This window comes from Actinoplanes sp. CA-142083 (assembly GCF_050942195.1).
In the GTDB taxonomy this organism is placed as follows: domain Bacteria; phylum Actinomycetota; class Actinomycetes; order Mycobacteriales; family Micromonosporaceae; genus Actinoplanes.
The window spans coordinates 9356534-9376164 of the sequence record NZ_CP192076.1; the positions used below are offsets into that span (position 1 = coordinate 9356534).

Annotated in this window: 16 protein-coding genes; 7 read left to right on the forward strand and 9 right to left on the reverse strand. The window is 71.7% G+C overall.

All coding sequences use genetic code 11. The annotated features are described in order from the left end of the window. Nucleotides 1–4: 4 nt before the first annotated feature. The 4 genes from ACQPZX_RS43040 to ftsY all read right to left on the reverse strand — a co-directional run bounded on the left by ACQPZX_RS43040 (nucleotide 5) and on the right by ftsY (nucleotide 3952). Complete coding sequence (locus ACQPZX_RS43040) at nucleotides 5–343, reverse strand: P-II family nitrogen regulator (protein ID WP_020517993.1); 339 nt, start codon at nucleotides 341–343, stop codon at nucleotides 5–7. 35 nt (nucleotides 344–378) lie between these two features. Continuing rightward, nucleotides 379–1677, reverse strand: a complete 1299-nt coding sequence (locus tag ACQPZX_RS43045) for an ammonium transporter (RefSeq protein WP_433385800.1) — start codon at nucleotides 1675–1677, stop codon at nucleotides 379–381. A 263-nt stretch (nucleotides 1678–1940) separates the two neighbouring features. Beyond that, a complete protein-coding gene (locus ACQPZX_RS43050) occupies nucleotides 1941–2738 on the reverse strand; it encodes a phosphotransferase (RefSeq protein WP_433369203.1) in 798 nt (265 codons plus the stop codon). Nucleotides 2739–2776: 38 nt separating this feature from the next. Continuing rightward, a complete protein-coding gene (gene ftsY / locus ACQPZX_RS43055) occupies nucleotides 2777–3952 on the reverse strand; it encodes a signal recognition particle-docking protein FtsY (protein WP_433369206.1) in 1176 nt (391 codons plus the stop codon). 112 nt (nucleotides 3953–4064) lie between these two features. Here ftsY and ACQPZX_RS43060 point away from each other — a divergent pair, with 112 nt between their 5' ends. From ACQPZX_RS43060 to ACQPZX_RS43075, 4 genes are all read left to right on the forward strand, one after another. Further along, a complete protein-coding gene (locus ACQPZX_RS43060; RefSeq protein WP_433369208.1) occupies nucleotides 4065–5729 on the forward strand; it encodes an alkaline phosphatase D family protein in 1665 nt (554 codons plus the stop codon). Continuing rightward, complete coding sequence (locus ACQPZX_RS43065; protein ID WP_433369211.1) at nucleotides 5726–6250, forward strand: DinB family protein; 525 nt, start codon at nucleotides 5726–5728, stop codon at nucleotides 6248–6250. Before ACQPZX_RS43060 ends, ACQPZX_RS43065 begins: the two co-directional genes overlap by 4 nt. 344 nt (nucleotides 6251–6594) lie before the next feature. Then, the gene (locus ACQPZX_RS43070; protein WP_433369213.1) at nucleotides 6595–8124 is read left to right on the forward strand and encodes a helix-turn-helix domain-containing protein; all 1530 of its coding nucleotides are present in this window, start codon (nucleotides 6595–6597) and stop codon (nucleotides 8122–8124) included. A gap of 8 nt (nucleotides 8125–8132) precedes the next feature. Then, nucleotides 8133–8354, forward strand: coding sequence for a hypothetical protein (locus ACQPZX_RS43075; protein ID WP_433369216.1), 222 nt, complete (start codon nucleotides 8133–8135; stop codon nucleotides 8352–8354). A 103-nt stretch (nucleotides 8355–8457) separates the two neighbouring features. Here the strand turns inward: ACQPZX_RS43075 and ACQPZX_RS43080 are convergent, their stop codons facing one another. The 3 genes from ACQPZX_RS43080 to ACQPZX_RS43090 all read right to left on the reverse strand — a co-directional run bounded on the left by ACQPZX_RS43080 (nucleotide 8458) and on the right by ACQPZX_RS43090 (nucleotide 13071). Then, the gene (locus tag ACQPZX_RS43080; protein ID WP_433369223.1) at nucleotides 8458–9081 is read right to left on the reverse strand and encodes an HAD family hydrolase; all 624 of its coding nucleotides are present in this window, start codon (nucleotides 9079–9081) and stop codon (nucleotides 8458–8460) included. 5 nt (nucleotides 9082–9086) lie between these two features. Beyond that, a complete protein-coding gene (gene smc / locus ACQPZX_RS43085) occupies nucleotides 9087–12668 on the reverse strand; it encodes a chromosome segregation protein SMC (RefSeq protein ID WP_433369226.1) in 3582 nt (1193 codons plus the stop codon). 208 nt (nucleotides 12669–12876) lie between these two features. Next, nucleotides 12877–13071, reverse strand: coding sequence for a hypothetical protein (locus ACQPZX_RS43090; protein ID WP_020518001.1), 195 nt, complete (start codon nucleotides 13069–13071; stop codon nucleotides 12877–12879). Between the two features lie 751 nt (nucleotides 13072–13822). Here ACQPZX_RS43090 and ACQPZX_RS43095 point away from each other — a divergent pair. From ACQPZX_RS43095 to ACQPZX_RS43105, 3 genes are read left to right on the forward strand one after another with little or no spacing between them, the layout of a single operon-like run. Further along, a complete protein-coding gene (locus ACQPZX_RS43095; RefSeq protein WP_433369229.1) occupies nucleotides 13823–15757 on the forward strand; it encodes a DUF3492 domain-containing protein in 1935 nt (644 codons plus the stop codon). After that, nucleotides 15754–17037 carry a hypothetical protein gene (locus ACQPZX_RS43100; protein WP_433369232.1) on the forward strand — a complete coding sequence of 428 codons (1284 nt, stop codon included), beginning with the start codon at nucleotides 15754–15756 and terminating at the stop codon, nucleotides 17035–17037. Before ACQPZX_RS43095 ends, ACQPZX_RS43100 begins: the two co-directional genes overlap by 4 nt. Further along, the gene (locus ACQPZX_RS43105) at nucleotides 17034–17612 is read left to right on the forward strand and encodes a spherulation-specific family 4 protein (protein WP_433369235.1); all 579 of its coding nucleotides are present in this window, start codon (nucleotides 17034–17036) and stop codon (nucleotides 17610–17612) included. Before ACQPZX_RS43100 ends, ACQPZX_RS43105 begins: the two co-directional genes overlap by 4 nt. On the opposite strand, the gene mutM is transcribed toward ACQPZX_RS43105, so the two are convergent. Both mutM and ACQPZX_RS43115 read right to left on the reverse strand, forming a co-directional pair. Next, nucleotides 17569–18420 (reverse strand): bifunctional DNA-formamidopyrimidine glycosylase/DNA-(apurinic or apyrimidinic site) lyase, encoded by an 852-nt coding sequence (gene mutM, locus ACQPZX_RS43110; protein ID WP_433369238.1) that lies wholly within the window; start codon nucleotides 18418–18420, stop codon nucleotides 17569–17571. The two genes, ACQPZX_RS43105 and mutM, sit on opposite strands and share 44 nt — an antisense overlap. A 9-nt stretch (nucleotides 18421–18429) precedes the next feature. Beyond that, nucleotides 18430–19626 (reverse strand): mannosyltransferase family protein, encoded by a 1197-nt coding sequence (locus ACQPZX_RS43115; RefSeq protein WP_433369241.1) that lies wholly within the window; start codon nucleotides 19624–19626, stop codon nucleotides 18430–18432. Nucleotides 19627–19631: the final 5 nt, after the last annotated feature.

A 19631-nucleotide genomic window follows, 5' to 3' on the forward strand; every position in this document is an offset into this window, starting at 1 on the left:
ATCGTCAGAGCGCGTCGAGTCCGCGCTCGCCGGTACGGACCCGGACGACCTCCTCCACGGCGGTCACCCAGACCTTCCCGTCACCGATCTTGCCGGTCCGCGCCGAGGTGACGACGGCGTCGACGATCTTGTCCACGTCGATCTCGTCGGTGACCACCTCGACCTTGATCTTCGGCAGGAACTCCACCGTGTACTCGGCGCCCCGGTACACCTCGGTGTGACCCTTCTGCCGTCCGTACCCCTGTACCTCGCTCACGGTCAGGCCGGTCACGCCGAGCGCGTGCAGCGCTTCCTTCACCGCGTCGAGCTGGTACGGCTTGATGACCGCGGTCACCAGCTTCATGCTCAGTCCCTCTCTCGGAGCAGTCATGGGGGTATTTAACCGGCGACCTTTTCGTCGGCCTTGGTGTCCGCGCCGGAGCTCGGCGAGATGCCGGCCATCGCGAAGGCGCCGCCACCACCCGAGCCGCTGGCCGGGGTGAAGTCGTACGCGGTCTCGCCGTGGGCGGCGATGTCGATCCCGCCGACCTCGGCGTCATCGCTGACCCGCAGGAGCTTGACGGCCTTGAGGGCGAGCGCGATCACTGCCGCGATCACGAAGGAGTAGACCGTCACCGACAGGCTGCCGATGAACTGCCGTCCGAGCTGGGTGGCGCCGCCGCCGTAGAACAGGCCGTTGTCGGCGCCGAGCACGTCGGTGATCGCGCCGTTGACCTGCGTGGTGGCGAAGAAGCCGATGGAGAGCGAGCCGATCCATCCACCGACGAAGTGGACGCCGACGACGTCGAGCGAGTCGTCGTAGCCCAGCTTGTACTTGAGGCTGACGGCGAGGGCACAGACCGCGCCGGCGATGATGCCGATCAGGGCGGCCGGCAGCGGGGCGACGAAGCCACAGGCCGGGGTGATGGCGACCAGGCCGGCGACCGCGCCGGAGGACGCGCCGACCAGGGTCGGCTTGCCGTCGCGCAGCCACTCGACGATGCACCAGCCGCAGAGCGCGGCGGCGGTGGCGAGCTGCGTGTTCACGAAGGCGATCGCGGTGGTGCTGTCCACGGTCAGCTCGGAGCCGGCGTTGAAGCCGAACCAGCCGAACCACAGCAGGCCGGCGCCGAGCGCGACGAACGGCACGTTGTGCGGGCGCATGTTCTCCCGCGGCCAGCCGATGCGCTTGCCGAGCACCAGGATGACACCGAGGGCCGCCGCACCGGCGTTGATGTGGACCGCGGTGCCACCGGCGAAGTCGAGCGCGTGCAGCTTGGCGCCGATCCAGCCACCGCCCCAGACCCAGTGCGCGACCGGGACGTAGACCAGGGTGAACCAGCCGATCGCGAACAGGACCCAGCCGCCGAACTTGAGGCGGTCGGAGAGGGCGCCGCTGATCAGGGCGACCGTGATGATGGCGAACATCATCTGGAACGCCATGAAGACGTAGGTGGGGATGCCGGTCTGACCCCAGAGCTCGGAGGTCCAGGTGGTGCCGGAGCCCCAGTACTGGGTGAAGCTGCCGAGGAACCTGTTGAGGCCGTCGCTGTCGTTCGTCCCGAACGCCAGGGTGAAGCCGTACAGGGCCCACAGGACGGAGATGAGCCCGATACTCGAGAAGCTCATCATCATCATGTTCAACATGCCCTTGTTCCGGTTGAGGCCACCGTAGAACAGCGCCAGACCGGGGGTCATAAGCAGAACGAGCGCAGACGACAGGAGCAACCAGGCGGTATTGCCTGTATCGATCTCCACGCTGCCTCCTCTCGGATTATTGGTGTCCTCCCACACGACCTACGGGGCAGCGTCGCCAGTCGGCCGGTTCGGGCAGAAGACTTCCGGTCGGAGGTTTCACGCACGGTCTACGCGCGATTTCCGGCGCGTGACGGCTTGTTTCGTACGTGTGAAGAAACTCTCACAGGCGGCACGACGAGGCCGCCCAAATCCGGGCAATACGCCTAACGAAGCGCGTATTCCAGGGTGTGGCGCTCGTAATCGAGCAGCCGGAGGTCGCGCATCGGTCGCCGGAGGTGGCCCTTGTGCACGATCCGCACGAAAGCCGGATCGCCGGCCGCCGCCATCCGCCGGATCCCCTCGACGTGGTCGACGATCCGCTTGCGGATGGTGCGGACCAGCCGGTGCCGGTCGCGCGGGATCAATCCGTACGCGTCGGCGAACAGCCGCAGGCGGCGCGGCCGGTTCGGCCTCTTCCAGCCCAGCGTGTACGAGTCCCGGTCGCTGAACAGCGGCACCCAGGTCCACGCCGCGTAGGCCACGTCGTAGATGCGGGCGCCCGGGGAGGCCAGGTCGAAGTCGATCAGGGCGAGGGTGCCGTCGGGCCGCCAGACCACGTTGTGCGGGGCGGCGTCGTGGTGGCAGATCACCTCGGTGTCCGGCGGGGGCGGCCCGAACGAGCGCCACACCGCGTTCGGCGGCGGGGCGAAGCCGTACTGCGCGTCGTGGAACATGCGCAGCATGGTCGCGACCGTGACCAGCGCCTCCTCGGTCACCCAGTGCGGCGCCAGCGGGTATTCACCGCACTCGCCGTCGAGGTACGACAGGACCTCGCGGCCCTTCTCGTCGACGCCCAGCGCGTGCGGCGACCCGGTGAAGCCGACCCGCTCGAGGTGGTTGAGCAGCGCGTGCACGGCCGGCGTCCACGGTCCGGTGTTGCGCCGGACGGTGTCGCCGACCCGCGAGACCGTGCTGACGTTGCCGCCGTGCAGCGGAATCTCCCGCACCGGCTCCTGCGTCACCCACGGCCCCCTAATTTCAACAACGCTGGCCTCCGAGACTAGCTGTCGGAACCAAGGAGCGCCTCGACGAAGGCGGCCGGCTCGAACGGCGCCAAGTCGTCCGGACCCTCGCCGAGACCCACCAGCTTGACGGGAATCCCCAGCTTGCGCTGCACGGCGATGACGATGCCGCCCTTCGCGGTGCCGTCGAGCTTGGTCAGCACGACGCCGGTAACGTCCACCACTTCGGTGAACACGCGGGCCTGCTCGAGACCGTTCTGCCCGGTGGTCGCGTCCAGGATCAGCAGGGTCTCGTCGACCGGCCCGTGCTTCTCCACCACCCGCTTGACCTTGCCGAGCTCGTCCATCAGGCCGACCTTGTTCTGCAGGCGGCCGGCCGTGTCGATCAGCACGGTGTCCACGCCGGTGTCGATGCCGCGCTTGACCGCGTCGAACGCCACGCTCGCCGGGTCGCCGCCCTCGGGGCCGCGCACGGTCTCGGCGCCCACCCGCTCGCCCCAGGTCTGCAGCTGGTCGGCGGCGGCGGCCCGGAAGGTGTCGGCCGCGCCGAACAGCACGCTGCGCCCGTCGGCGATCAGCACCCGGCCGATCTTTCCGCAGGTCGTGGTCTTGCCGGCGCCGTTCACCCCGACCACCAGCAGCACCGCCGGGCGGCCGTCGTGCGGCGTGGTCTTCAGCGTGCGGTCGAGATCGGGCTCCAGCGCCTCGGTCAGCTCCTCGGCCAGCTGCCGGCGCACCTCGGCCACCGTGCGCGTGCCGAGCACCCGCACCCGCTCACGCAGCCGGGCGACGATCACCTGGGTGGCCTCGACGCCGACGTCCGCCGAGATCAGGCTGTCCTCGATCTCCTCCCACGCGTCCTCGTCGAGGTGGTCGCGGGAGAGCACGCTGAGCAGGCCGCGGCCGAACACGCTCTGCGAGCGGGACAGCCGGGCACGCAGCCGCACGAGCCGGCCCGCGGTCGGCTCCGGCTTCTCGAGCTCCTTGACCGGCGGCTTCTCCTCCACGATCAGCGGAGGGAGCTCCTCGTCCGCCTCGGCGGGGACGATCAGCTCCGGCGCCTCTTCCCCGGCGGCCGGGGGTCGCTCGATCGTGGTCGTGGGGGCCCCGCCCGCCGGCGGCAGCTCCCGGCGGCGCATGCGCGGCACCACCAGGCCGACGACGCCGGCCACCAGGACGACGAGCAGGATGACTGCGGCGACCACGTATTCCATGGCTCAAATCCTGACAGACGAGCCGTCGGCGCGTGGCGTGGGCCGTGCAGTGGCGAGATCCGGCACATCTGGCGGAGGATGAGAGCCCCCTTACCGGAAGGCCTCGCGTCCCGTGACCGCACATCTGCTCATCGGCCCTCTCCTGCGGCGCGTCGTCGGCACCCGAGCGACGATCTGGGTGGAAACGACGGCGCCGGCCACCGTCCGGGTCGAGGTCGACGGGGGCGGCGCCGGCTCGGCGACGACATTTTCCGCGTACGGGCATCACTACGCGCTCGTGATCGTGGAGGGGCTGACCCCGGGCACGGCCGGCGCATACCGGGTCCTCCTCGACGATCGCCAGGTGTGGCCCGCGGCCGGCACGCCGTACCCGCCATCGGTGATCCGCACGCGCGAAGAGGGAGAGGACGACGGCCCGGTCCGATTGATCTTCGGGTCGTGTCGCGAAGCGACGCCCCACTCCACGGCCCGCCACCTGCCGCCCGACGCCCTGGACGCCTACGCCCGCCGCATGATGGCCGGCGGGCCCGCGCCCGACCTGATCGTCCTGCTGGGCGACCAGGTCTACGCCGACAACACCTCCGCCAAGGTCAAGCGCTTCCTGCGCCGCCGCCGCGCGGCCGGCCACCAGGGCCCGGAAGACCAGGTGGTGACGTTCGACGAGTACACGAAGCTGTACCTGGAGTCGTGGCGCGACCCCGAGATCCGCTGGCTGCTCTCCACCGTGCCCAGCGTGATGATCTTCGACGACCACGAGCTGATCGACGACTGGAACACGTCGCTCTCCTGGCGCGAGGACATGGCCGCCCAGTCCTGGTGGATCGAGCGGATCACCGGCGGCCTCGCCTCCTACTGGGTCTACCAGCACCTGGGCAACCTGTCGCCGGAGGAGCTCGACGCCGACCCGCTCTTCCCCAAGGTGGCCGCGGCCGAGGACGCCACGGTCCTGCTGCACGACTTCGGCCGCACGGTCGACACCGCCACGGTCGACCGCTACCGCTGGAGCTTCGCTCTCGATCTCGGCCGCACCCGCCTGGTGATGCTCGACAACCGCTGCAACCGGGTCCTCTCCAACGGCGCCCGCGAGATGCTGCCCGCCCAGGAATGGCAGTGGTTCGTCGACCAGGCGCACGGCGACTACGACCACCTCGTCGTCGGCTCGTCGCTGCCATGGCTGATGCCGCCCGCCATCCACCACCTCGAGGCGTGGAACGAGCGCCGCGCCGACTCGTCCTCGCCCCGGGTCGCGGCCCGCGCCGAGAAGATCCGGCGCACCTTCGACCTGGAGCACTGGGCCGCGTTCGGCCGCTCCTTCGCCGCCCTGGGCGAGCTCTTCCGGCACCTGGCCGCCGGCTCGTTCAACGGCGGCCGCATCGGCAGCGGCCCCGCTTACAGCGCCCCCGCGACGATCAGCGTGCTGTCCGGCGACGTCCACCATTCGTACGTGGCGCAGGCCTCGCTCGGCACCGCGACGCCGGTCATGCAGCTGACCTGCTCGCCGGTGCACAACCAGGTGCCGGCCTTCATGCGCCCGCTGATGCGGTTCAGCTGGTCCCGCCTGGCGGCGCGCGGAGTCCGCGGCCTGGCCCGCTCGGCCGGCGTGGCCCGCCCCGCGTGGAGCTGGAAGCGGCTGGCCGGCCCCTACTTCGGCAACGCCGTGAGCACTCTGGAGCTCACCGGGCCCACCGCCACGGTCACGGTCGAGGGCACGACCAAGGAGGGCGACCTTTTCTCGGTGGCCGAGGTGACCTATCCCCGGCAGGATGATCAGCGATGACTACCTGGACCGCACCCTCACCCCAGCGCGAGAGCGAGCCTTTCACCGGCCCCGAGCGGCAGATGCTGCAGGGCTGGCTCGACTGGCACCGCCAGACCCTCCTGACCAAATGCGCCGGCCTGACGGCCGAGCAGCTCAAGACCGCCAGCGCCGAGCCGTCCACCCTGACGCTGCTGGGCCTGGTCCGCCACATGACCGAGGTCGAGCGCAGCTGGTTCCGCGTACGCGCCGCCGGCCAGACCCTCCCCGACGACCTCTACATCGCCGACGACAACATCGACGGCGACTTCGACGACGTGGCCGACGCCGACGCCGAGGCCAACTTCGCCGCCTTCCGAGCCGAGCTCCCCCTGGCCGACCAGGCGGTCGCCGGCCTGCCGCTGGAGCACGAGTTCACCTCGAGCCGCGGCAACACGCTGAGCCTCCGCTGGGTCTACCTCCACATGATCGAGGAGTACGCCCGCCACAACGGCCACGCCGACCTGCTCAGAGAGCGCATAGACGGCGCCACCGGCGACTGAAATGAGGGGTTCCCCACGCAGCGGGGAACCCCTCTCCCGGTGCGCCTACCAAGCATCAACGCGGGAACGACCCTTGGTTGCCACCGATGACATCGCATCGGTAGCCCGTCAGGTGCCGTACACCAAGCATCCGCAAGCAGAACTCGCCGAACGTTAGCGTCGTCCGCGGCGTGTAGCGGCACTGTTCGGCCGGCGGTGCATGGGTCGGCTTACGCAAACGCGGCCCGGTGATGACTTGATCCGATCCGTGTCAGGTCCGTGTCAGCTAAGCACGCGGTAGTGGCAGGCTCGTTAGGCCTCGAGAACGAATGTAAGTCGCCGTTCTCGAACGTTCCGGAGGGCTCATGCCACGACCGAAGCTGCTCAAACGACGCCGGCCGATGCCGAATCAGCCTTCGCGAGAGCAGTCAGATCCCGTTGCCACCCTCAAACAAGGCCTGCGTGAGCTGAAGGAACGTGACGGCGACCCGTCTTACCGCGAGCTTGCCAAGCGATCAAATTTTTCGCACACCGTCCTGGCCCAGGCTGTGTCGAGCACAATGCTGCCAACCTGGCAAGTGACCGAGGCATTCGTGGCAGGGTGTGGCGGCGATCCCGACGCTTGGCGGTCTCGCTGGGAGGCGGCGTCGGACGCGTGCCGGCCCAAGAGCAGTCAAACCGCGCCGGCGAACAGCATCGCAGCCCAGACTGCTGACGGTGACAGCCGCATGCTGTTCGCATCGGATCTGGCCAGGCGCATCGACAAGGAACAAAGCAGTCGCAAGGCCGTCGCCGACAAGGCGGGCTTCGCCCCCAGTACCTTGAGCGTCGCGCTCTCCGGTCAGCGGCTTCCTCGCCCCGAGATGCTCAGTGCGGTGCTCGGGGCGGTCGGTGCGTCGCCCGGCGAGATCGATCAATGGTTGGAACGGCGGGTGCGTCTGGGCACCGCGGAGCACACCGGCCACCTGCTCGCCGCCATCACCGACACCCACAACGGATGGCAGCGAGCTTCGCGGCTTCTCCGCTGGACGGCCATAGCCGGACTGATGGCCCTGACCATCACCGTTCTCACCGTATATCTGCTGCTTCGACAGTCCGGTCAGCCGCTCGCAGCCGGCAGGCCGGCGCCGCCCCCACCATCGCCGAGCGCCACACCGGAGACGACACCGGGCCTGCGCTACGCGGTCACCACTCCGGTTCGATCGAACCCCTCGTCTGCCGCCGTGGACCAGGCCTCCACGGTTGCACCTCTGCCGGCGGGGAAGAAAGTCTTCGTCCTCTGTCGCATTCTGACCGGCCAGCCCATGCCAGTTCCCGGAGCCAGGAATGCCGGCTGGTCCACCGTCTGGGCGTTGCTCAGCGACGGACGGCGAGTGCCGTTCCTGTACTTGAAGGCCGACGGCAGCGCCGCGACGGCGCCGGACTGCGAACACACGTTGGAGAACGCGGCGCTCCTGCTATGGCCGGACGGCACCGCAACCCAACCCGATGAGCCGCCTCCGCCGCAGTTCCAGCATGTCCTGGTAATTGCCGTATCGCGGGCGGACACGCTGCCGAGGGACGATCCGAACTCTTCACTTCTCGATGTAGCTGGAGTGGGAGTTCACCTCGGCCTCGACCGACGGTTGCTCGGCGAAATGCTGGGCAGTCCGACCCGCACCACGGAGGGGGCAACTCCAGATCCTGCAGCCGATCGGGGCATGGAAAACGACGCCTCGGTTCCAGTCGGCGCGAATCCGGCGCCGTCCGCGCCAGAGATCACCACATCGAGTGAACCCACCGGGCCAATTCGGACATACCCGGGCATCGGTGATAATTTACGGCACTCGCCTACCAAGCGGACTGCACCAGACTCCCCAAACCTGCGGAGTCATCCAACGCCGGAACAACCTTAGGAAGTCACGTGGTCGTACTACTGCTGAACGTTACCGTCGCTCCTCCAGAGGTGGAGAAGCGAACGCCGTTATGGCCGTATCTTCTGATCCTCGCCGGGCTCGCGGTCATCTCTGCACCGCTCGCATGGAACTCGCTTCGTCATTCCGATCCGGCATTCTCGGCGCTGGTAATCCTCACCAGCGTGGCCACCGCCGTCCCCGTCATCCTCGCTGCGATCAAACGAGCCTGACACTGGGCTGAGTCTGCGTGCTCGAGCAGGGCCGCACTTCAATGACGGCACCGAGCGGCGGCCCGAGCCGTCGCTCGGTGCCAATCCGCGTTCCGCCCTCGTCTCAGGAAGATTCCGGCAGGTCGAGGGCCTTCTTGAGCAGCTCGACGTGGTGCGGGCCGGTCCAGCGATAGGCGGACAGGCCCGCCGCCCGGGCGCCGCGGATGACGCGTTCGTCGTCGTCCACGAAGAGGACGTGCTCGGGCTTCGTGGCGATCAGGTGGCAGGCCTCGGTGAAGAACTCCGGGGCGGGCTTGTGGATTTTCAGCTCCCACGAGCTGATCACCACGTCGACCTCCTCGGTGAGGCTCAGCGCGTCGAGGTCGGGTCGCAGGCGGTCGGTGGCGTTGGTGGCGATGCCCACCTTGCGCCCGCCGGCCCGCACCTCGCGGACGAACGCCAGCGCCTCCGGGTCGACCTCGCCGCGGTACGACTGCCACCGGGCGACCGCCTCGGCGGCCCGCGCGGGCTCGATGGGCAGGCGCGCAGCGACCAGCTCCATCCACTCGGCGTCGGAGATCTCGCCGGCCACGGCGGGGCGGTAGATGTCCCACGACATCGCCGTCTCCAGCAGCGCGGCCGGCTTCAGGCCGTACTCGACCTCGACGGCGATCATCGGGGCCGGGTCCCAGCGGCGCAGCACGCCGTCCAGGTCGATGAGCAGGGCCTGGGCGCGTTCGCGCGACATGCTTACTAGTCCTCCGATTGGTTCTTCAGCCGCTGGCTGATCACCTGCGTGACACCGGATCGCATCGTGACGCCGTAGAGGGCGTCGGCGACCTCCATCGTCCGCTTCTGGTGCGTGATGATCAGCAGCTGGCTCCGCTCCCGCAACTGCTCGAAGAGCGTAATCAACCGGCCCAGGTTGACGTCGTCGAGGGCCGCCTCGACCTCGTCCATGATGTAGAAGGGCGAGGGGCGGGCCCGGAAGATCGCGCAGAGCATGGCCACCGCGGTCAGCGAGCGCTCGCCGCCGGAGAGCAGCGACAGCCGCTTGATCTTCTTGCCCGGCGGGCGGGCTTCGACCTCGACACCGGTGGTCAGCATGTCTTCCGGGTCGGTGAGCACGAGCCGGCCCTCGCCGCCGGGGAAGAGCACCTGGAAGACGACCTGGAACTCGCGGGCCGTGTCTTCGAACGCCGACGTGAACACCTCGAGGATGCGGTCGTCGACGTCCTTGACCACGGTGAGCAGGTCTTTGCGGGTGGCCTTGAGGTCTTCCAGCTGGTCGGAGAGGAACTTGAAGCGCTCCTCGAGCGCGGCGAACTCCTCCAGCGCCAGCGGGTTGACCTTGCCCAGCAGCTGCAGGTCGCGCTCCGCCTTGTTGCCGCGCTTCTCCTGGGTCGGCCGATGAAAAGGAGCAGGCTCGGGTACGGGTTTGCCGTCCTTCTCCGCCTGCGCGGTCTCGGCGGCGCTCGGCGGCACGAGCTGGTCCGGCCCGTATTCGCTGATCAGCGTGTCCACGTCGAGCGAGAAGTCCTCGGCGGCCTTGGCCTCGAGCTGCTCGATGCGCATGCGCTGCTCGGCGCGGGCCATCTCGTCGCGGTGCACCTCGCTGGTGAGCCGCTCCAGCTCGGCCACGAGGCGCTTGGCGCTCGCGCGCACCTCTTGAAGCTCGGCCTCGCGGGCGGTGCGCGCCTGCGCCAGCTCGTCGCGGGCCTCGACGGCCGCCGCCAGCGACACCTCGACCCGGAGCATGGCGGTGGCCGCGCCGAGGGCGACCGCCTTGGCGATCTCGGCGCCGCGGGCCCGGGCGGCCCGGCGGGCGGCGGCCCGCTCGCGGGCCTGACGCTCGGCGTTGGCCTGCCGCATCAGCGAGTCGGCGCGGCCCGCGATCGACGAGACCCGCTCCTCGGCCGTGCGGACGGCGAGGCGTACTTCCATCTCGTTCTGCCGGGACTGCGGGACGAGCGCGGCGAGCTGGTCCCGTTCCTCGGTGGACGGCTCCTCGTCGATCGGGGTCGACTCGGCCAGCGACAGCCGTTCCTCGAGCTCGGCCAGCCGCATCAGGTCGGTCTCGCGGGCCGACTCGGCCTTCTGCCGCGCGGCGCCGAGGCGCTCGCTCTCGGCCTTGGCGGAGCGGGCGGCCGCGCCGAGCTCGGCGAGCCGGCGGGCGGCGGCGTTGCGCTCGCCCTCGGCCGCGCGCTTGGCGGCGGCCGCGACGCTCACCACTTCCTTGCGCTCGGCCACCTCGGCGCGCGCGTCGACCAGCTGCGCCTTGACCTCGCGGATCGTCTCCTCGGCCGTGGCCCGGGTGGCCTTGGCCTCGTCGACGGCGGCCTGCACCTCGATGTAGCTGGTGGCCTTTCCGGAGCCGCCGGCGGCCGCGAACGCGCCGAGCACGTCGCCGTCGGGGGTGACCGCGCGCAGCTCGGCGTTCTGCGCGACGACCGCGGCCGCGGCGGCGAGGTCGGGCACGAGCGCCACGTCGCGCAGGGCGCGGTTGAGCGCCGGGCGGACCTGCTCGGGGCAGTCGATCACCTCGGGCGCCCAGACGGCGCCGCCGGGCAGCTGGGGACGCAGCGACTCGAGCGAGCCGCGCATGCCGGGCGCCGCCGGCGAGGCCACGACCAGCGCGGCGCGGCCGGCGTCGGCGATCTTCAGCGAGCGCATCGCCTCGATCGCCTCGTCCACACCGGAGAGCGCCACCGCGTCGGCGAGCGCGCCCAGCGCGGCCGCGACCGCCGCCTCGTACCCGTTGCGGACGGTGAGCATCGAGGCGAGGCTGCCGAGCATGCCGGGCACTTCGCCGGACTTGGCGAGCAGCGCGCCGGCGCCGTCCTTGCGCTGCAGGCCGAGCGCGAGGGCTTCCTCGCGCGCCTTCCAGCTGGCCGCGTCCTTCTCCGCGGCCCGCTCGGCGTCGCTCAGCTCGCGCACCACCGCGTTGGCCCGGTCGAGCGCGCCCGCCGCCTCGGCGTGCCGCTCGTCGAGCTCGACGTTGTCGCGGTCGGCCTCGGTGGACTCCGCGGCGACCGCGTCCACCTCGGCCTGAGCGGCCTCGGCGCGCATCAGGGCGTCGGTGTGGGCCGAGGCGAGGCGCTCGATCTCCTCGGCGGCGCCTTCCGTACGGGCCCGGGCCGCGTTCACGTTTCCGGTGAGCTTCGCCAGCCCCTCGCGCCGGTCGGCGATCGCCTTGGCGGCCGCCCGCAGCGCGCCCTCGGCCGCGGCCAGCTGCCTTTCCAGCTCCTGCCGCCGCTCGACCGCCTCGGCGAGACGCATCTGATCGTCGGTGAGGGCCTCGCGCAGTTCCTCTTCCTGCTCGCGTACCCGCTCGGCCTCGGCGACCAGCTGGTCGGGGTCGCGCCCCGGACGCTCGTCGTCGGGGGTGGCGGCGAGGTGGCGCAGCCGCTCGCTGGCGAGCTGCTCGGTCGAGCGGAAGCGCTCCTGCAGGGCGGAAAGCTTGTACCAGGTGTCCTGCGCGGCCTGCAGCAGCGGCGCGTCCTCGGCGTGCGCGAACTCGAGGTCGGCGAGCAGGCGCTGGAACTCGCGATTTTCCTGCTCGACCTGCTCGCGGCGGTCCCGCATCGCCGACTCGTCGGCGATCTCCTTGTCCAAGGTGGTGCGCAGCGTGTGCAGGTCGTCGGCGAGCAGCCGGAGCCGGGCGTCGCGCAGGTCGGCCTGGATGCCGGCGGCGCGGCGGGCCACCTCGGCCTGCTTGCCGAGCGGCTTGAGCTGGCGGCGGAGCTCGGCGGTGAGGTCGGTCAGCCGGTTGAGGTTGACCTGCATCGCGTCGAGCTTGCGGATCGCCTTCTCTTTGCGCTTGCGGTGCTTGAGGACGCCGGCGGCCTCCTCGATGAAGGCGCGGCGGTCCTCGGGCTTGGCGTGCAGCATCGCGTCGAGCCGGCCCTGGCCCACGATGATGTGCATCTCGCGGCCGATGCCGGAGTCGCTCAGCAGCTCCTGGATGTCGAGCAGCCGGCAGGCGTTGCCGTTGATCTCGTACTCGCTGGCGCCGTCGCGGAACATGCGGCGGGTGATCGAGACCTCGGTGTACTCGATCGGGAGGGCGCCGTCGTTGTTGTCGATCGTGAGCGTCACCTCGGCGCGGCCCAGCGGCGCCCGGCCGGCGGTGCCGGCGAAGATGACGTCCTCCATCTTGCCGCCGCGCAATGCCTTGGCGCCCTGCTCGCCGAGGACCCAGGCGATGGCGTCGACGACGTTGGACTTGCCGGAGCCGTTGGGGCCCACCACACAGGTGATGCCCGGCTCCAGGCGCAGCGTCGTGGCGGAGGCGAAGGACTTGAAGCCCTTGACCGTCAGGCTCTTGAGGTGCACGGATCTCCGAGGGTCGGCAACAGGGTGCTGGGGTGCAGGCTACCCGTAGCCTGGCCCTGGGGCCCGGCACGCCGCGCTCGGCACGGGGCGTCGCCCTGCAAATCGGACAAAAAGATGCGCGCCGCCACGGCGTGGAGGCGCGCTGTTTGGAATGCGTCTTTGGGTGCTGAGGGGGATTCGGCCACCGAGTGCCGGCGGCCGGCGGAACTCAGGTCAGCGCCGGCTCGGTCAGCCGCAGGATGTCGTCCGCTTCCGCGGCGGCAGCCGCGAGACGATCATTCTCCGCCCGGAGGCGGGTGACCTCGAACTCCAGAGCCTGCACCCTGGAACGCAGTCGGGTGACCTCGTCGAGCAGGCGCCGATCGGGCGCCGCACCTACGTGGCCGAAGAGGGCCTTCGCCATGGTGACTCCTTGAGAAGCACTGCTTCTTCTTGGGTGTTGTTGAAACCGCCCGCTCTAAGGGCGCCCAGCGTGCACCACACCTCCATGCACACGGGCACGCGTGGGCACAGAATCGTGCACCCTCGAAACGTGCTAGGTGCAGATGGCTCACGCCTGATCGGAGCGAAAACCCGAAACCAGGCATGAGTGGGCGCGACTGGCGACACCTCCATAGTCCGCCGATACCCACGCTCCGTCAAGCCGTGCGGCCGCCGTCCCGATGCCAGGCTGAGTGAATCTTGCCACCTTGACACTCTTTACCAGGCCTTACGTTTGGCTTAGCCGGTTTGCCGCCGGTAGTACCGGTGCGTACCGTCAGTTCGCCGTGGCCGTTCCCGGTGCGGGATCGGCGCGGAGCGGCATCGCGGCGGCGCGCCGGCGATGAAGGGTCGGCATCTCGTTCATCGCAAATTCCGGCCCGTCCGGCATCAAGCCTCCCTCCTCGCGAGGCGCGCCGGCAACGGGACAGGCCCCGGTTCGGCGCGCGGCCCTCGGCTGAGTGGGCGCTTGCCCACTCTGAGTGGGCAAGCGCCCACTGTCCGGGCCGCAGGCGCCGGGTGCCGGTGGCGGGGCACCCGGCGCCACCTCATCCGAGGAGTGAAATCTGTGCTTTTCGGACAAATGTGGCGGCAAATCGGATAAAAGTCGCGTAAAACTGTCGCCTACCCGACAGGATCTCGTAACTTTCCCGAGCTGTCTCGTTGCCTCCTTCGTGAAATCGACCCCGTCGCACGAGCGCATCTGCCTGCTCACCGGCGGCGGGTACCCGTACCGGCGGGACGCGCTGAGCGGGTGGTGCCGGACCCTCGTCGAGGGACTGCGCCGCCACCGCTTCGACCTGCTGACCGTCACGGACCGCGAACCGCCGTCCGCACCCGCGTACCCGCTGCCGCTCAACGTCGGCTCGGCCTCGGCCGTGCAGATCGGCCGCGAGCCCGCCCGCGAGCGCCGCCGCGGCGACAGCAACGAGACCGGCCGGGGCGCGGCCCACCTGCTCTGCCGCGGGCTGCTCGAGGAGGGCCGGTTCGCCGCCGGGCTGCGTGGCCTGGCCGAGCTCGCCGGGGAACGGCCCGACCCGCTGACCGGGGTGCCCCTCGCCGACCTGCTCGTGGACGCCTGGCGGGCCCGGCCCGAGTCGCCGGACGACCCGCCGCTGCCCCGGCTCGGCCACCGCGACGCACGCACCGCCGCCACGCTGCTCAAGCACGCGCTCGGCGCGCTGGTCGTGCCGCTGCCGGAAACCGATCTCATCCACTGCGTGGGCGGGACGACGCCGCTGCTGGCCGCTCTGGCCGGCCGGTGGCGGGCCGCGGTTCCGCTGCTGCTCACCGAGGCCCGGGCGCCGGTGGCCCGGCACCGGCCGTCCGAGGAGAGGCTGTCGCCGTCGGTGCGCGCGGTGCTGCGCCGGTTCCGGGCCGCGGTCGCCCGCACCGGGTACGCCGAGGCGGGGCTGATCGCGCCGCTGAGCGCTTTCCACCACGGGCACGCGCTACGGCACGGCGCCGAGGCGACCCGGCTCGTGCAGGTGCCGGCCGGGGTCGACCCGTCGGAGTATCCGGGCGCGGCCGAGCTGAACACCGAGCCGGCCGTGGTCTGGGCCGGCAGCGGCGGGCCGGACAGCGGGCTCGCTCCGCTGCTGGCCGCGTTCGAGCAGGTGGCCGCGGCCCAGCCCGGGACCGTGCTGCACCTGGTCGGCGTCACGCCGGCGCACGAGGACTTCTGCGCCGAGCAGATCGAGCGCACCGGGCTGGGCCGGGCGGTGCGGCTGCACCCGCTGCCTGCCGACCCGCGCGACCGGTACACGGCCGGGCACGTCGTGGCGCACCTGCCCGGGCCGGCCGACCCGCCGTACCGGCTGATCGAGGCGATGATGTCGGGCCGCGCCGTGGTCGGGGTGGACGTCGGGCCGGCCGCCGAGACGCTGGGCGACGCGGGCGTGCTGGTGCAGCCGGACGACCCGGCCGAGCTGGCGATCGCGATCGTCGGGCTGCTGCGCGCGCCGGGCCGCCGCCGGCAGCTGGGCGACGCGGCCCGCCGGCGGGCGCTGCTGCACTTCACCACCGATCGGGTGGTGCGGGTGTACGGCGCGCTCTACAGCGACCTGGCGGCGCCCCCGCCGGCGCCGGCCTTCGAGCTCGCCCTGGCCGTCCCGGCACCTCGGGCCGCCCTCCCGGCCACCCTGCGCTGGCTGACCCCAAGCGCCGACACCGCCGCGAACGGGCGACACAGCCGGCACGCCGCGACCGCCGCGGGTGCGGCCAGCGGGGTCAATGCGGCCAATGCAGCCAATGCCGGCAATGCGAACTCGCCGGCCCCGGGCGGGCCGATGCTGGGCGGCTTCGAGGACCCGTTCGCCGCCATGCCGCCCGCCGGCCACATCGCCGACCACGCGCCGATCGCCCTGGACGTCTTCCCGCCCCGCCCGGGCCAGGAGCCCCGGCCCAGCGAGGAGCCCCGGCTCAGCCAGGAGCCCCGGCCGGGCCAGGAGCCGCGGCCGGGCCAGGAGCCGCGGCGGGCCCAGGAGACGCGGGGCCAGGAAGCGCGGCCGGGCCAGGAGGCGCCGGGTGAGGTGGGCGGGCCTGAGGAAGCGCTCGCCGGTGCGTCGCCCGCGTGGCCCATGTCCCGGAAGGGTGGTAACGAGCTGTGACGGTCACTCCCAGGCGAACCGCCACCACGTCGCGCGCGGGCCGCACCCGGGCCCGCCGGCCCGGAGCCGTCGGCGCGGGTCGGCATGCTCCCGCCGTACGCGTCAATCGCCCTCGACATGCCGCTGAGCCGCCACTTGACCTCGAAGAAGTTGTCGCACCCAGCCGGGGCCTTCGGCGGGCGCCGGCCCGGCGCGCCTACCTCGGCGCCGCCGTCCTGCGCTGCTCGCTCTATCTCGCGCCACTGAGCGTGGCCATCGCCGGCGGCGGATCGCTCGGGCAGGTCGCCTGGCCGGTCCCGCTGGTGACGCTGCTGCTCGGCTGGACCGCCGCCCAGGCCCTGACCTGCGCGGGCGTCACGGTCGCCCAGCGTGCCGGCATCGAGACCGCGTGCCGGCTCGTCGCGGCGGGCTTCGGCGCGGTGGCCGGACTCTGGTGCGCGCTGGTGTGGATCGCTCCGGACGCGCTGCTCGGGCCCCACCGCGGGATGGCCCTGGTCGTCGGGCTCGGCGGGCTGGCCACGCTCGCGACCGTCACCGCGACGCTGGTCACCCGGGCCGAGGGCGCGGTGGTGCGGTGGTGCGTGCCCTGCTGGCTGCTCGCCGCCGCCACCCTCGCGGGACTGGCCGGCCTGCCGCTTCCCTGGCTGCCGATCGGGACGCTGCTGCCGGCGGCGATCGTGGTGCCGCTGGTCCGCGCGTTCCGGCCGGCGATGCTGCCGGGGACCCGGCGGCGCTACCGGCTCACCGGGCCCGAGCTGCGGCGCGCCGGCGGTTACCTGGTCATCGGCGCCTCCCAGGCGATCTGCGTGGGTCTGATCTGGCGGGCGGGACCGTCGGGGTCGACCGCGCCGTTCTGGCTTCCGCTGCTGCTGGCGGTGCCGATCCTGGAGGCCCTGATCGGCTGGAACACCGAGGCGGGGCACGATCCGGGCGCGCGGCGCGGGGTCACCGCCGTCACCATGGCGGGGCTGCTGCCGCCGCTGGCCATCGGCGTCGCGCTGGCCCTGGCCGCCTACGAGACCGCCGCCGCCGAGGAGGTGCTCGCGCTGGCCGGGGGCACGTTGCTGGGCGGCGTCTTCGCCATCACCTACCTGCTCGCCGCCCGCGGCCGCACCCGCATCGCCGCCGCGGTCGCGATCGCGCCACCGCTGCTCACCTTCGCGCTGAAGACATTGGCCGCCGGCCCCCTGCCGGATGCCGTCGGCGCGCTCGCCGTCACCCACGTGGCCGGCCTGCTCGCCGTCGCCCTGACCGCCCGCGACCATCGGAGAACATCGTGAAGACACTGTTCCCCCCGTACGCACATCCGTCGGCCGAGCTGGCCCTGGACGCCGAGACCTGGATCATCCGGGACCTGCCGGGCGAGCGCCGCACCCTGCACCAGTCGCTGGGCCGCATCGACCTCGACTGGGGCAGCCGGTCGCTGGCCGACGTGCTCGCCGACGTGGACGCCTGGCGGGCGGACGGCGTCGAGGGGCTGTTCCTCGACCGGGCGCCGGCCGGGTCGGGCGGGGTCGGGCCGGTCGCGCTGACCGTGCGGCTGGCGGCCCGGCGCGGGCTGCACCGGGTGGTGCTCAATCCGGGGGTGCCGACCCACCCGCTCTACCGGGATCTGGGCGTGCGGATCTGCACCTTCGAGGGGCCGTGGTCGGCCTACCAGAGCTGGGACGGCGACGGGGTACGGCCGGGCGACGGGCACATCGTGCACGGGGTGCCGCCGGCGCTGCTGACCGCCGCCCGCCGGCTGATGGGCCGCCGGGGCGCCGGGTTCGGGCTGGCGACGGACGCCAGCCCTTACGTCAGCACGCTTTTCAGTGGCTCGGGCGCGGGCGGGGTTGGCACCGCGGACAGCTGAACGAGGACCGGTTCATGAACTGCTCGCGGCGGATCGGGGTGCCGCAGCGGTGGCAGGGCTCGCCCTCCCGGCCGTACGCGTTCAGCGACCGGTCGAAGTAGCCGCTCTCGCCGTTCACGTTCACATAGAGCTCGTCGAAGCTGGTCCCGCCGGCCACGATAGCCTCGCCGAGCACGTCGCGGACGTGGGCGAGCAGCCGGCGCGCGGCCGGCCGGGTCAGCTGGTCGGTGGCCCGGTTGCCGTGCAGCTGGGCCCGCCACAGCGCCTCGTCGGCGTAGATGTTGCCCACCCCGCTGATCAGCGTCTGGTCGAGCAGCGCCCGCTTGACCTCGGTGTGCTTGCCGCGCAGCCGGGCCACGAACGCCTCGTCGTCGAAGAGCGGATCCATCGGGTCGCGGGCGATGTGGGAGATCTCGTCGGGCAGCTCGGAACCGCCCTCGGAGACCGACAGGCCGCCGAAGGTGCGCTGGTCGACGAAGCGCAGTTGCGGGCCGCCGTCGGTGAACGTGAACCGGACCCGCAGGTGCTTCTCGTCCTCCGCGTCGGCCGGCTGCATCAGCAACTGGCCGCTCATGCCGAGGTGGCCGATGATCGCGTCGCCGGAGTCGAGCGGCAGCCACAGGTACTTGCCGCGGCGGGAGGCGTCGAGGATCGTCCGGCCGGTCAGCATGGCGATGAAATGCGCGTCGCCGGGCAGGTGCCGACGGATCGCGCGGGGGTGATGAACGTCGACGGTCGCGATGGTCCGGCCGGCCACCCACTTGGCCAGCCCCTGCCGGACGGTCTCGACCTCGGGCAGCTCGGGCACGGGTCCCCCTTACAACGTGTAAGGCCACACGGCGACCAGGTAGGCGCCGTACCAGAGGCCGAACGCCGCCCACGCCGCGATCGACAGCACCGCGACCCGGGGGCGGGCCCGGGCGGCCGCGACGGCGGCGGGCAGCAGCGTCAACAGTACGGGCAACAGCAGGCGCGGCTTCGAGTGGTAGAAGCCCGCCTGGCCGTACACCAGCACCATGGCCACGACCCCGTAAACCGCCAGCGGCAGCCAGGGCTTCCCGGCCAGCGCGACCCCGGCCGCGGCCAGCGCCACCAGCAGGATAAGCGCCACGCTCACCGGGACCCAGCCGTCGCCGGAGCCGAGCGTCTGGCGCAGGAACGTCCACGTGCTCCGGCCGAAGTCGAACGACGTGCCCCAGCCGGCGGTCTGGATGCGGAACCAGGCGCTCGGGTCGCCGACCCGCCACCCCACCCAGGCCAGGAACAGCGGCACGCCGGCGAGGGCGACGACGGCGGCGCCGATCGGCTGCCAGGCTCCGCCGACTGATAGTCCAGGCTTGGGTGAAGACCCGGCCTTCCGCCGGGACTCGCGGACCGCCATGATCGCGGCGACGGCCAGGGCGAGCGCGGCGGCGGCGCCGGTCGGGCGGGTGAGCGAGGCGCCCAGGCCGAGCAGCCCGGCGGCCCACCAGACCTTGCGGTGCGCCGCCACGAGCATGCCGGCCACCAGGGCGAGGAAGAGCGCTTCCGAGTACGCCATCGACAGCACCACCGAGACCGGCGCGCTGCAGCAGATCGCGACCAGCGCCCAGCCGGCCCGCTTGTTGTACAGGGTGGTGCCGAGCAGGTGCAGGGCGACCGCGGCGCCGATCGAGGCGATCCAGCTGACCCCGATCGCGGCCGTCTGCGGGCTGAGGCCGAGCGCGTCGACGCCTCGGATGAGCATCGGGTAGAGCGGGAAGAAGGCGAGCTCGTTGCCCTCCAGGTGGCCGCTCACGTCGTACGTGTAACCGTGCGGGTAGCCGTTGACCGCGACCCGCAGGAACCAGCCGGCGTCCCAGACCAGCAACTGGCCGCGCAGCGTACGGTCGCTGTGCGACGCGTGGCCCAGCCAGGCCAGCATGATCAGCTGCCCGATCCGGGTCGCCGCGAAGATCGCGACGGCGGTCAGCACGCCCTGCCAGGCACCGGCCAGATCCCACAGAGAGGGTCGCCGCTCGACACGCTCTTCCACAGCCA